Source organism: Desulforamulus aeronauticus DSM 10349 (assembly GCF_900142375.1).
Taxonomy (GTDB): domain Bacteria; phylum Bacillota; class Desulfotomaculia; order Desulfotomaculales; family Desulfotomaculaceae; genus Desulfotomaculum; species Desulfotomaculum aeronauticum.
The window spans coordinates 228,544-240,882 of sequence record NZ_FRAR01000004.1 but is presented as its reverse complement, the minus strand read 5'-3'; the positions used below and the strand labels follow the sequence as shown (position 1 = coordinate 240,882).

15 protein-coding genes are annotated in these 12,339 nt (G+C 41.9%); 13 read left to right on the top strand and 2 right to left on the bottom strand.

From position 1 onward, the window contains the following. Positions 1-12 precede the first annotated feature (12 nt). Both BUA78_RS01135 and BUA78_RS01130 read right to left on the bottom strand, forming a co-directional pair. On the bottom strand, positions 13-1,893 hold the full coding sequence (locus BUA78_RS01135) for an NADH-quinone oxidoreductase subunit NuoF (protein WP_072910438.1): 1,881 nt from the start codon (positions 1,891-1,893) through the stop codon (positions 13-15). A gap of 13 nt (positions 1,894-1,906) precedes the next feature. Beyond that, the gene (locus BUA78_RS01130; RefSeq protein WP_072910437.1) at positions 1,907-2,395 is read right to left on the bottom strand and encodes an NADH-quinone oxidoreductase subunit NuoE family protein; all 489 of its coding nucleotides are present in this window, start codon (positions 2,393-2,395) and stop codon (positions 1,907-1,909) included. Positions 2,396-3,020: 625 nt separating this feature from the next. Here BUA78_RS01130 and nadE point away from each other — a divergent pair. The 13 genes from nadE to BUA78_RS01065 all read left to right on the top strand — a co-directional run bounded on the left by nadE (position 3,021) and on the right by BUA78_RS01065 (position 12,312). Continuing rightward, on the top strand, positions 3,021-3,746 hold the full coding sequence (gene nadE / locus BUA78_RS01125; protein WP_072910436.1) for an NAD(+) synthase: 726 nt from the start codon (positions 3,021-3,023) through the stop codon (positions 3,744-3,746). A gap of 99 nt (positions 3,747-3,845) precedes the next feature. Then, positions 3,846-4,577, top strand: a complete 732-nt coding sequence (locus tag BUA78_RS01120) for a YebC/PmpR family DNA-binding transcriptional regulator (protein WP_072910435.1) — start codon at positions 3,846-3,848, stop codon at positions 4,575-4,577. Positions 4,578-4,774: 197 nt separating this feature from the next. Beyond that, positions 4,775-5,380: a hypothetical protein gene (locus tag BUA78_RS01115; protein WP_072910434.1), complete on the top strand. Its 606-nt coding sequence runs from the start codon at positions 4,775-4,777 to the stop codon at positions 5,378-5,380. Positions 5,381-5,455: 75 nt separating this feature from the next. Further along, positions 5,456-5,947 carry a crossover junction endodeoxyribonuclease RuvC gene (ruvC, locus tag BUA78_RS01110; protein ID WP_072910433.1) on the top strand — a complete coding sequence of 164 codons (492 nt, stop codon included), beginning with the start codon at positions 5,456-5,458 and terminating at the stop codon, positions 5,945-5,947. After that, positions 5,944-6,540 (top strand): Holliday junction branch migration protein RuvA, encoded by a 597-nt coding sequence (gene ruvA, locus BUA78_RS01105; protein ID WP_072910432.1) that lies wholly within the window; start codon positions 5,944-5,946, stop codon positions 6,538-6,540. The genes ruvC and ruvA overlap by 4 nt, the downstream gene beginning before the upstream one ends. Positions 6,541-6,553: 13 nt before the next feature. Continuing rightward, on the top strand, positions 6,554-7,588 hold the full coding sequence (gene ruvB, locus BUA78_RS01100) for a Holliday junction branch migration DNA helicase RuvB (protein WP_072910431.1): 1,035 nt from the start codon (positions 6,554-6,556) through the stop codon (positions 7,586-7,588). 54 nt (positions 7,589-7,642) lie between these two features. Then, the gene (locus tag BUA78_RS01095) at positions 7,643-8,038 is read left to right on the top strand and encodes a hypothetical protein (protein WP_072910430.1); all 396 of its coding nucleotides are present in this window, start codon (positions 7,643-7,645) and stop codon (positions 8,036-8,038) included. A 75-nt stretch (positions 8,039-8,113) separates the two neighbouring features. After that, positions 8,114-8,686 (top strand): epoxyqueuosine reductase QueH, encoded by a 573-nt coding sequence (locus tag BUA78_RS01090; RefSeq protein ID WP_072910429.1) that lies wholly within the window; start codon positions 8,114-8,116, stop codon positions 8,684-8,686. Beyond that, the gene (locus BUA78_RS01085; protein ID WP_072910428.1) at positions 8,683-8,907 is read left to right on the top strand and encodes a DUF2905 domain-containing protein; all 225 of its coding nucleotides are present in this window, start codon (positions 8,683-8,685) and stop codon (positions 8,905-8,907) included. Before BUA78_RS01090 ends, BUA78_RS01085 begins: the two co-directional genes overlap by 4 nt. A 176-nt stretch (positions 8,908-9,083) precedes the next feature. Further along, entirely contained in the window at positions 9,084-10,109 is a 1,026-nt protein-coding gene (gene queA, locus BUA78_RS01080; RefSeq protein ID WP_072910427.1) for a tRNA preQ1(34) S-adenosylmethionine ribosyltransferase-isomerase QueA, read from the top strand. An 8-nt stretch (positions 10,110-10,117) separates the two neighbouring features. Further along, positions 10,118-11,230, top strand: a complete 1,113-nt coding sequence (gene tgt / locus BUA78_RS01075; RefSeq protein WP_072910426.1) for a tRNA guanosine(34) transglycosylase Tgt — start codon at positions 10,118-10,120, stop codon at positions 11,228-11,230. A 75-nt stretch (positions 11,231-11,305) separates the two neighbouring features. Continuing rightward, positions 11,306-11,590, top strand: a complete 285-nt coding sequence (gene yajC, locus BUA78_RS01070; RefSeq protein ID WP_072910425.1) for a preprotein translocase subunit YajC — start codon at positions 11,306-11,308, stop codon at positions 11,588-11,590. 59 nt (positions 11,591-11,649) lie between these two features. Continuing rightward, positions 11,650-12,312, top strand: coding sequence for an HD domain-containing protein (locus tag BUA78_RS01065; protein WP_072910424.1), 663 nt, complete (start codon positions 11,650-11,652; stop codon positions 12,310-12,312). Positions 12,313-12,339 lie beyond the last annotated feature (27 nt).

The window sequence follows — 12,339 nt, the reverse complement described above, 5'->3', positions numbered from 1 at the left end:
GTATCTAAGCATTTACCTGATAATGATGGAGCCAAATTTGCATTTTTCCATGCAGGCACCACACTTCAGGCAAAGATCTACATTGATAACGTGGGGCTGCTTTTTATCTCCGGTAATGGCATCAGCAGGACATACCCTGGAGCACACAGTACAGCCTTTGCATTTTTCTGGAACAATGTAATATTCTTTTAAGGCCTGACAGGCACCGGCAGGACATTTTTTGTCTCTGACGTGTGCAAGATATTCGTCACGGAAGTAACGGAGAGTGGTTAAAACCGGGTTAGGTGCGGTTTTACCAAGGCCGCAGAGGGAACCATCTTTTACGTTTTGTGCCAGTTCTGCTAACAAATCTAAATCGGATTCAGTTCCTTTACCCTCAGTAATTTTAGTCAAGAGGGCCAGCAATTGTTTGGTACCTTCCCGGCAGGGGACACACTTACCGCAGGATTCATTTTGCACAAAGCCCATAAAGAACTTAGCGGTTTCTACCATACAAGTGTCATCACCCATTACTACCAAGCCGCCGGAACCAATCATGGCACCAACCTTTAAGAGTTCATCATAGTCCAAAGGTAAATCTAATTTATCTTCTGTTAAGCAACCGCCAGAAGGGCCACCGATTTGGACAGACTTGTATTTTTTGCCTTCTCGCAAGCCACCACCAATATCGAAAACAATTTCCCGCAGGGTCATACCCATGGGAACTTCTACTAAGCCGGTATTTTGAATTTGTCCGGCCAAGGCGAAAGTCTTGGTACCAGCACTACTGGGTGTACCAAAACCCTTAAACCAGTTAGCACCATTTAAAATAATAGCTGATAAGTTAGCCAAGGTTTCGACGTTATTAATAATGGTTGGACAAGCCCAAAGTCCTTTGACAGCAGGGAAGGGAGGACGGGGACGGGGCATACCGCGTTCACCTTCAATGGAGGCGATCAAAGCAGTTTCCTCGCCACAAACAAAGGCACCGGCACCTTCCTTAATATTAATCTTAAAGTTAAAGTCAGTTCCCAGAACACCCTGGCCAAGCACACCAAGGGCCTCAGCATCAGCAATAGCTTTACGCATACGCTTGATGGCAAGGGGATACTCGGCACGGGCGTAGATATAACCTTCGTCAGCGCCAATGGCAAAGCCAGCAATCATCATACCTTCTAAAACAGAGTGTGGGTTACCTTCCATGACGGAACGATCCATAAAAGCACCTGGGTCACCCTCGTCTCCGTTACAGATAACGTATTTTTTCGGACCTGGCTGTGAAGCGGCAAAGGACCACTTACGTCCGGTGGGGAAACCGCCGCCACCCCGACCGCGTAGACCAGAATCTAAAACTTCCTTAACAACATCTTCCGGCTTCAATTCAAATAAAATTTTAGCAATGGCTTGGTAGCCGCCATGTGCGATGTAATCATTGATATCATCGGGGTCAATACGACCACAATCTTTCAAGGTAACGCGCTGTTGACGTTTATAAAAAGGAATTTCATCTTGGGTCTTAACAGACTCACCGGTAGTAGGATTGACATAGAGTAAACGTTCTACTACAGAATCATTGGCAACAGAGGCCTCTATAATTTCCTCACAGTCAGACTCCTGAACTTTGCAATATAGCAAACCAGAGGGTTCAAAACGTACCAAGGGGCCCATCTGGCAAAAACCATGGCAACCACTGATATTAACACCAATACCTTCATGGCTTACTTCTTCAACTAAATTAACCTCAGCTAGCAAACCTTTTTCGGCAATGAGCTTTTTCAGAGATGCATATACTTTTAAAGATCCATTGGCTACACAACCGGTACCGGCACAGACCAAGATGCGCATTTTTTCCTGATCCAGTGCAGCTTTGGCTTTTTTCTGCAGGCTTATTAATTCTTCACGTGATTTCAGCATCTATGGTCCCCCCTTAGTTTTCACTGGCAGCGGATGCCAATTTTTTAACAACTTCTAATATACCATCCGGTGTCATTTGCCCGTGAACTTCTTCGTCGGCTACAACTACCGGAGCCAATCCGCATGCACCTAAGCAGGAGACAGTTTCAAGTGTAAACATTAAATCATCACTGGTTGGTTTATCTGCAGACAAACTTAATTCCTTCCGCAAGCCCATCATAATAGGTTCAGAGCCCCGTACATGACAGGCAGTTCCATCACATACACGAATGACGTATTTACCTTTGGGAATTAGCGAAAACTGGGCATAAAAAGTAGCCACACCTAGCACAGTGGCAGGAGAAATGCCCATAGCTGTGGCAATGTAAGTGAGTACCTCTTTGGGGAGGTAACCATATTCAGCTTGTGACTCTTGCAAAATAGCGATAAGGTGAGAGATCTTACCTTCGTGTGCATCAATAATTTGTTGTAGTTTTAAAAATTTTATCTCTTTATTTTCCATCATAAACCCCCCTTTGGTGTAAAAAACCCTAACTATCTAGTTAAAAACGCTTTGTGAGGAATTTCTTTGACCACCTCTTTTCATGGGATTAACTTAAGAGAAAGAAGGAATTAGTCCATTTGCTTTTTATATAATAATGCTATGTATAAAGCGAAAAAACATTTCGTTTATAAATTAACTTAATTAACAATACTGTTTAGATATTTAGACAATTAGTTATACAATAAAAATAGCTTTAGAAAAAAATAAAGACAGGCTATAATGGTAATAATGCTAGCAATCTAGAGAAATTAAATGATAATTTGTCTAAATGAGTCATTGTTGCCGAAATTGTTTTTAAAGGTTAAACATTCTGAATATATTATAGTCTTGCAAATTATGGATTGTCAATTAAAGAATAGGAATTCTCGAAATAAACGTACAAAACTTTATACAAATTGAATAAATAGTATTACTATATTTACTAGTTTAAACAGTGTGGCAAATCAGAATATATTGAAAATTGATTTTATTAAAATTTCTTTAGTTTGTGAAGTTTTTCTCCATATTGCTTTGTGTTTGCACCGCAAGCTTAGGATGTGATATGATAAATTTAACAATGGCCTAAGGGGGCTTGTCCAGAGTCATGAAGGATATAGCAGCTAAACTAACTCACTGGATTAAAGAAGAGATTGAAAAGGCAGGTGCCCAGGGTGCTGTGGTAGGTTTAAGCGGGGGAATTGATTCGGCCTGTGTTGCTGCATTATGCAAAAGAGCTTATCCGAATTCTGTACTAGGTGTAATTTTACCCTGTTATAGTAACCCACAGGACGCTCAAGATGGCAGACTGGTTGCTGAGACCTTCTCAATACCTTATCAGGAAATTAACTTGGATCAACCCTTTGACTGGTTCGTACATCGTTTTACAGGACAAGAATATGATGTTACTAGCTGTGAATTAACGATCGCCAACATTAAACCCAGGTTAAGGATGCTTACGTTATATTTCTTGGCCGCTACAAACAACTATTTAGTTGTAGGTACCGAAAACAAAGCGGAACGTGTTGTTGGTCACTATACAAAGTATGGTGATGGTGGGGTGGATTTGAAGCCCCTTGCTAATTTGGTAAAGTTTCAGGTTAGAGAGCTAGCTAGGGAGTTAGGAGTTCCACAGTGTATTATTGATAAGGCTCCCACCGCGGGATTATGGTTTGGTCATTGTGATGAACAGGAAATGGGTTTTTCCTATAAAGATCTAGATAGTTATATACTGCATGGTGATGTACCGGAGCCTGTGAAAAAAACGATTCAAGCCCTGGAAAAGAAGAGAGAACATAAAAGACATATGCCTCCCATTCCTCCAGAATTTTAAAAGCATATTTTGTACTACGAAGCTAGGTTTTACCCATTTATTTTGGGTTGAAACCAAGCTTTTTTCGAGTTATTTATCTTTATAGAAAGAAGGTTTGTTATGTCTGGACATTCCAAGTGGGCCACTATCAAACGCAAGAAGGCGAAAGTAGATTCTCAAAGAGGTAAGGTTTTCACTAGAATATCTAAAGAGATCATTATTGCCGCGAGGAACGGCGGTGGTGACCCAGTCGGTAATATGCGGCTTAAGGCTGCTATCGAAAAAGCTAAAGCAGCAAACATCCCGAATGATAATATCCAACGGGCCATCCAAAAGGGAGTTGGCGGTGGTGAAGGAGCTAACTTTGAGGAGTTTAGCTACGAAGGATATGGACCAGGTGGGGTCGCTATACTACTTCACGTTGCTACCGATAATCGTAACCGTACAGCCGGTGAGGTACGCCATATTCTCTCTAAACACGGAGGCAACTTGGGGGAAACAGGATGCGTCGGTTGGATGTTTAAGGAGCAAGGTGTGATTATTATAGATCGATCTGAAACCAAACTTAGCGAAGATGAAATGATGCTAACTGCTTTAGACGCTGGTGCAGAGGATGTAAAGGTAGAAGAGGATAGTTTCGAGATTATCACGGAACCAGAGGAATTTCCTACGGTTAAAGCGGCCTTACTTGAGCAGGGTGTCCCAGTTGCTGATGCCGAAATCACCATGGTGCCCCAAACCACTGTAAAAATAGTGGGTGAAGAGGCGGAAAAAATGATAAAGATGATCGATTTATTGGAAGATAATGATGATGTGCAGGCGGTTTATACAAATTTTGAGCTAGAAGAATAACGAAAGAGAGTGACGCAAAAAGTTTTTTGTGTCACTTCTTTTTTTAACGATGGGCTATAAGCCTTAGGCCTAAAAGATCTATTTTGAAGGTCTATCGAAATTTGGCAAGCCGTCTCCAAAAGAATATTCAATTAGTCCCTTTGGTGAATATTCCTTTTTGCTTATGGCAATACTAACCAGTTAAAGGAGTGGTTAGTATGAATAAGAAAATAACGTGGAGTTTGGCTATCCTGGTAGTGCTCATTTTAGTAGGCGGGGTAGGTTTTATCAGTAATCCTGGTTTGTTTAACAATTCAACTATTCTACAAGCATTAGCACAACAACCTGACTCTGCTATTCTCCAGGATGTGGTAATTAGGGAGGAAAGGGTATATATCTGCGGCGACGTACAAGAGGTGGCCAGAAGAACTGTCGGTTCCTTAAATATCAAAACAGAGCAGGAATTAAGTAATCAATATGCAGCTAAAGGCTATTCAGTAGTAAAACTTAAAAATGACTTTTTAGCCCAGACCAAAGTAAATGATTTTTGCAATTATCACAATTCCTTCCGGCATTTTGGGATACAAAATAATAAATTGGCTATCTTTCAGGGACCCCTTGGCTATAATCAAAAATTAATCTGTATAGAAGAGAACATTGACATCAATACTTTACAGCCCACTTTTCAGGTAAAACTTCAGCAAGCCATGGACTTTTTTCAAATGAATCCCGAAACACAGGCTAAGTTGCGGTATGAACTGGAATTTTCCAGCGAGGATGGTTTGAATGCTGCTTTAGAAAATTTGGATGAACTGCAAGAATAGACTTGCCAAATTATTCCCCAACAGAACAGCAGTTTGTAGTATAATGTTTCCAGTATAATAAACTGGGGGCACAATATGATCATTCTCGGAATTGACCCAGGCACCGCCATTACCGGCTATGGAGTGGTGGAAGCTAAGGGTAACAGTTATAAATCTATTGCTTATCATTGTCTTAGGACAGGTCCGGAATTACCGTTAGCATTACGGCTAAAATATCTCTATCAGGGACTTATGGAGGTAATTACTCAATATAAGCCCGATTGCATGGCTATAGAAGAGTTGTTTTTTAATAAAAATGCCCGGACCGCGCTGGCGGTGGGCCACGCCAGAGGCATTGCTATGCTGGCAGGAGCCAACACCGGTTTGCCGGTAGCAGAATATACGCCTTTGCAGGTTAAACAAGCAGTAACCGGGTATGGTAAGGCAGAAAAACTACAGGTACAGTTTATGGTTAAAACCCTTTTGGCGTTGCAGGAGATTCCTAAACCTGACGATGTGGCAGATGCTTTGGCAGTTGCTATTTGCCATGCCCACTGGAGTTCATCACCAGGAGGTCGAATAAAGTGATTGCCTATATTAAAGGAAGTTTAGCAACTTCGGGTGCAGGCTGGGCTGTGATTGATGTTAATGGGATCGGTTATCAAATGCAAGTTCCTTTGTCAACCCCAATGCCTGGTTCTGGTCAAGAGATTAAATTACTTACCTACATGGCAGTGAGGGAAGACGGTATTCAATTATATGGCTTTTCTGACGAAGACCAACGGGATTGTTTTTTGGCCTTACTAGACGTGGCTGGAGTTGGCCCGAAGGTAGCATTGGCTGTCCTTTCTTGTCTAGCTCCTAATCGTCTTCGGTCAATAATTATTGAAAATGATGTTAACCAACTGGTGAAAGTGCCCGGTGTTGGGAAAAAAACAGCTCAGCGAATCTTATTAGAATTAAAAGATAAGCTAAAGGGTTCGAATATTGTGTCCCAAGGGGAAGTGGCAGAAATGTCTGTCCAGGGCGGAGCGGGCGATGCTCTGGCTGCTTTGGTGGCATTGGGATATTCTCAATCTGAAGCCAGAGAAGCCATCACCAAAGTACAACATAAAAATTCTCAGCAGGATGTTTCTGGACTTATTAAATTGGCTCTCAAGGAATTAACTCCATTAAAGTAAACCGGAGGTTACTATGACGGAAAGACTGGTATCGGCTGCCATACAAAATGAGGATAACGACTTGGAAACCAGCCTGCGTCCTAAGAAATTAAATGAATATATTGGTCAACAAAAGGCTAAGGAGACTATTTCCATTTTTATAGAAGCAGCTCGGCAAAGGCGAGAGCCTTTGGATCATGTGCTGCTCTTTGGACCACCAGGCCTGGGAAAAACTACCCTTAGCAATATCATAGCCAATGAAATGGGAGTAAACATACGAACTACTTCCGGGCCAGCCATTGAGCGTCAAGGGGATTTAGCGGCCATTTTAACCAATCTTTCTGAGGGAGACGTGCTGTTTATTGATGAAATACATCGTCTCAGCAGAGCAGTGGAAGAAATTTTATATCCTGCTATGGAAGATTTTGCCCTGGACATTGTCTTGGGAAAAGGTCCCGGTGCCCGTTCCATTCGATTGGATTTGCCTAAATTCACCCTAATTGGTGCTACCACCCGCGCAGGTATGTTGGCCTCACCGTTGAGAGATCGCTTTGGTATCATCAGTCGACTGGAGTTCTATCAACCTGAGGATTTAACAAGAATTATTCTCCGGGCGGCTACTATTCTTACTGTTACCATAGATCCATCCGGAGCTGAAGAAATTGCCCGACGTTCCCGGGGTACCCCCAGAATAGCCAATCGTCTATTAAAACGTGTGCGGGACTTTGCTCAGGTAAGGGCACAGGGGGAGATTACTTCTGATGTAGCTGCCAGGGCTTTAGAGTTTTTCGAGGTAGATCCTCTAGGCTTAGATCATTCTGACCGTACATTATTGCTTGCTGTCATTGAAAAGTTTAATGGTGGCCCAGTGGGATTAGATACCATAGCTGCTGCCATCAGTGAAGAAACCGAGACGGTGGAAGATGTACTGGAACCTTTTTTAATGCAGTTGGGGTTTCTCAGCCGAACCCCCAGGGGCAGAATTGTAACGCCTGCAGCCTATAAACACTTGGGTATTCCAGTTAAAATGGAAGAGACAGGTAAACAGGAACAGGGAACCTTATTTTAACGGTTCATGGTATAATCAGGTAACGGGTAATGCTTTTAGAGGAGGGATTTTTTGATGAGTGAGGAGAGATTGGCAAGGCTGGAGTCTTTAATGGAAGATTTAATTAAAATGGTTGGTCATAACAATGCATTACTAGTCGATACCAGAAATGATGTAGCGGAGTTGAAAACTGATGTGGCGGTACTTAAAACTGATGTAGCAGAGCTTAAAACCGATGTAGCAGAGCTTAAAACTGATGTAATAGTACTGAAAACTGATGTGAAAGAACTTAAAAGAAATCAGGAATTATTCCGAGAGGAACTATTTACTCAGTCTGCTCGGATTGATGATAATCATAAAGAAGTCCTTAGCCTTATTTCCGAGGTTGCTTTAAATGCTAATTATGCAGTGAGTATGGTTAACAAACATGATAAAGACATCTTTGCCATTAAAGAAAGGCTTTCTGTATGAGAATGATTTCGCTATCAATCCGGATATACTTTTGCATAGAGTAAAATTTTGCATAAAGGGAATGTCTAAAGGTAAATGAAAAAAATACTTTTACACACCTGTTGTGGCCCCTGTTCGATTTATCCGCTAAATAGTCTGCGAGAAAAGGATTTCGAAGTTCATGGATTGTTTTATAATCCCAATATTCACCCCTATACCGAATTTAAAAAAAGAAGAGATCAGTTAGAAGATTATGCCAGGCAGCAGAACTGGCATGTTATTTTTGATGATGATTATCGCCTGGATGAATACCTCCAAGAAGTGGTGCACCGAGAGACAAGACGTTGTCAGATGTGCTACAACATGCGCCTAAGAAGAACGGCGCAGATGGCCAAAAAAGGAAATTTTACTGCCTTTTCCACAACCTTATTGGTAAGCCCCTTTCAGAACCACCAGCTGATTAAAGAAATTGGTGAAAACCTAGCAGAACAGTACGGAGTGCCTTTTTATTATGAGGATTTTCGCCCTGGCTTTAAAGCCGCTACGGCTAAATCAAAGGAATTAGAGATGTATCGTCAGCAGTATTGTGGTTGTATCTATAGTGAACGGGATCGGTATTATCGACAGACGAAAAAAAATGTTCCTAATAAAAAGGGGGAGAAGAAGTGACGCCCTTGTCATCCATGGCCAAATTACTCATCTTTTTTGGGCTTCTGATGGTAATCATGGGGGGACTTCTTTTGTTAGTCGGTAAAATTCCAGGTTTAGGTAAATTACCTGGTGACATCCATATACAAAGAGGCAATTTTACTTTCTACTTTCCGGTAGTAACCTCAATATTATTAAGTATATGCTTGACCTTGCTGCTGAATTTTTTGCTTAGACGTTAATAAACAAATTTGCTACTTATATTTCTTATATGTCTGGATAAATCATCTTCCAAAGCAGGAAATGTTCATACATTGTCGAATGAATGTTGAGTTGATATTGCCATTTTGTGGTTATATAATAGGAAAGATTTTGCAATACTATTACAAATGTTCAAATATTGAAGGAGAACAGTGCTTTGCAGTTATCTGATTTTGACTACCATTTACCAGAAGAACTCATCGCCCAGGAACCTATTGTAAGACGTGATCAATCACGTTTAATGGTTGTAAACAAAAATAACGACCAGATTAGACATCAGATTTTTCAAGATATCCTAGACTATCTAAAACCCGGAGATGTGCTGGTAATGAACGACAGCAAAGTATTGCCTGCCCGAATCTTTGGTATTAAGACTACTACCGGGGCAAAAATTGAGGTGCTTTTGCTACGCCAAATTGCCCCTAATCGTTGGGAGACGCTGGTAAAGCCCGGGAAGAAAGCTAAAGTTGGTGAAAGACTGGATTTTGGCCAAGGGCTTATGACGGGAACCATTATCGACCATACAGAGGTAGGCGGTCGAATCATAGAATTTAGTCACCAGGAACCTTTTTTACAGGTGTTGGAGCGGATTGGCACCATGCCTCTACCTCCCTATATTAAAAAGCCCCTGGATGATCAAAAACGCTACCAGACGGTCTATGCCCGGCAAGAGGGGTCCGCCGCTGCACCCACCGCCGGGCTTCATTTTACATTAGAGCTATTAGAAACTATTAGAAATCAAGGAATTCAAACAGAAACTGTATTATTGCATGTAGGTTTAGGTACCTTCCGACCTGTGCAAGTAGAAAATGTTCTTGAACACAAGATGCATGAAGAATATTTTGAAATTTCACCTCAGGCCGCGGAGACCATTAACCAGGCCAAAAAGCGGGGGGGGCGCGTAATTGCAGTTGGCACCACCAGTGTTCGCTGCCTAGAGAGCTCCAGTACAGAAGAAGGAATTGTTCAACCCGGCTCTGGACTAACGAATATCTTTATCTACCCGGGTTATCAGTTTAAAATTATTGATGGCCTGATTACAAACTTTCACTTACCAAAGTCTACTCTCTTGATGTTAGTAAGTGCCTTAGCAGGAAGAGAAAAAATGTTGGCAGCCTATCAACAGGCGGTACAGGAGAGATATCGCTTCTTTAGTTTTGGAGATGCCATGTTAATTATTTAGGAGGAACTATGCCTGTAAAAATTACCATAGAAAAGGAAGAAAAATACACCAGAGCAAGGTTAGGGAAACTAGCCACCCCTCACGGAGAGGTAGAAACACCTATTTTTATGCCGGTGGGAACCCAAGCCACCGTAAAGACCATGACTCCGGAAGAGGTTTACCAAACTGGCGGTAGACTAATCTTAAGCAATACCTATCACCTGTACCTAAGGCCTGGTCATGATTTAGTCAAGGAAGCAGGCGGTTTACATAAGTTTATGAATTGGCACGGCCCCATCTTGACCGATAGCGGGGGATTTCAGGTTTTTAGTTTGGGTCCCTTGCGAACCATTACGGAAGATGGGGTGGAATTTCGATCACACATCGATGGCTCTAAGCATTTTTTTACGCCGGAAAAAGTAATGGAAATAGAACAAGCTCTCGGTGCAGATATTGCTATGGCTTTTGATGAATGTGCTCCTTATCCCTGTGAGAAGGAATATGCTGTGGCTGCTTTAGAACGTACCACTCGTTGGGCAGAACGTTGTAAAAAAGCTCATCAGAGGAAAGATCAAGCCCTGTTTGGCATCATTCAAGGGGGTGTGTTTACGGATCTGAGAGAACGCAGCGCCAAGGAGTTAATTGCTATGGATTTCCCAGGCTACGGTATAGGCGGACTTTCCGTGGGTGAACCAAAGGAACTGATGTATGAGGTGCTGGATCATTTAATACCGATTATGCCCAAAGATAAGCCCCGGTATCTTATGGGCGTTGGCTCTCCGGATTGCCTCATTGAAGGAGTTATTCGGGGCGTAGATATGTTTGATTGTGTTCTACCTACCCGCATTGCCCGTAATGGTACGGTATTTACCCATAAAGGCAAGCTTACAGTGAGAAATGCAGAATATGCAAGGGATTTCCGGCCAATGGATGAGCAATGTGATTGCTATGCCTGCCAAAACTATAGCAGGGCTTATATTCGGCATCTCATAAAAACGGATGAAATTTTGGGTATTCGCCTAACTACTATCCATAATCTGCATTTTCTGCAGCATTTAATGGGTACTATAAAAGAAGCCATTCGTCAGGATAGACTACTGGAATATCGTGAAGAATTTTTTAGCCATTTTAATGCTGGTTAAATTTTCATCCAATGGCAGGGAAATACTGTCATGGGAAGAATTTTTAAAGATAGATCAAAGAAAGGAGGTTATACATTGAATTTTGGTGGTCCACAAACTGCTTCTATTATTTATATTGTAGCATTGTTTGCCATTCTGTATTTTTTAATGATCAGGCCCCAGCAAAAGAGACAGAAACAACATGCTGCAATGGTGAAATCACTCAACGTTGGAGACGGTATCGTCACGGTTGGGGGTCTCATGGGGTCAGTTGTTAAGATTAAAGACACCACTGTTATTGTCAGAGTGGCGGACAAGGTCAACGTTGAACTTTTAAAAAATGCCATTGCCCAAGTGACAGAGAAAAAAGATTTTGAGTAACAGTAGAGTAGGCTCGTCCTACTCTATTTTAATAAAAACTGTTTTCGGAGGGTGGTTGTGTGGCTATAACCTTGGAGGATGTGAAGGCAAACCCCATTGTGGATGCTTGTATTCGCAAGGGAAATGAGTATTTAGGTGTCATGGGATTCACCGAGCACAGTTACAGGCATATCAATTTGGTTTCCAGCATATCCCGCAATATTTTGGAAAAACTGGGGAAAAGCCAACGGGAATGTGAGTTGGCAGCTATTGCCGGCTACCTCCACGATATTGGTAATGTTATCAGTCGGAATGATCATGGTATCTCTGGTGCCAATATTGCCTTCAATTTATTACTGAATATGGGAATGTCACCGGAAGAAGTCTGTATGGTTACCTCGTCCATTGCCAATCATGAGGAGCAATATGGTTACCCGGTAAATCCCGTGGCTGCTGCCCTAATCTTGGCAGATAAGTCAGATGTGCATCGTTCACGGGTGCGGAATCAGGATTTTGCTACCTTTGATATACATGACCGAGTTAATTACGCTGCCTCCCATGCTTTTGTCTATGTTAATGATGACCAACGTACCATAACTATGGAGTTAAATATTGATATTGAGATATGCCCAGTAATGGAGTATTTTGAAATATTTCTTAACAGGATGATGCTTTGTCGGCGGGCAGCTAACTACCTGGGCTGTAATTTTGAATTAGTAATCAATGGTGCAAAACTGCTCTAAACCAAGAAATAGGTTAATTGACAGGAG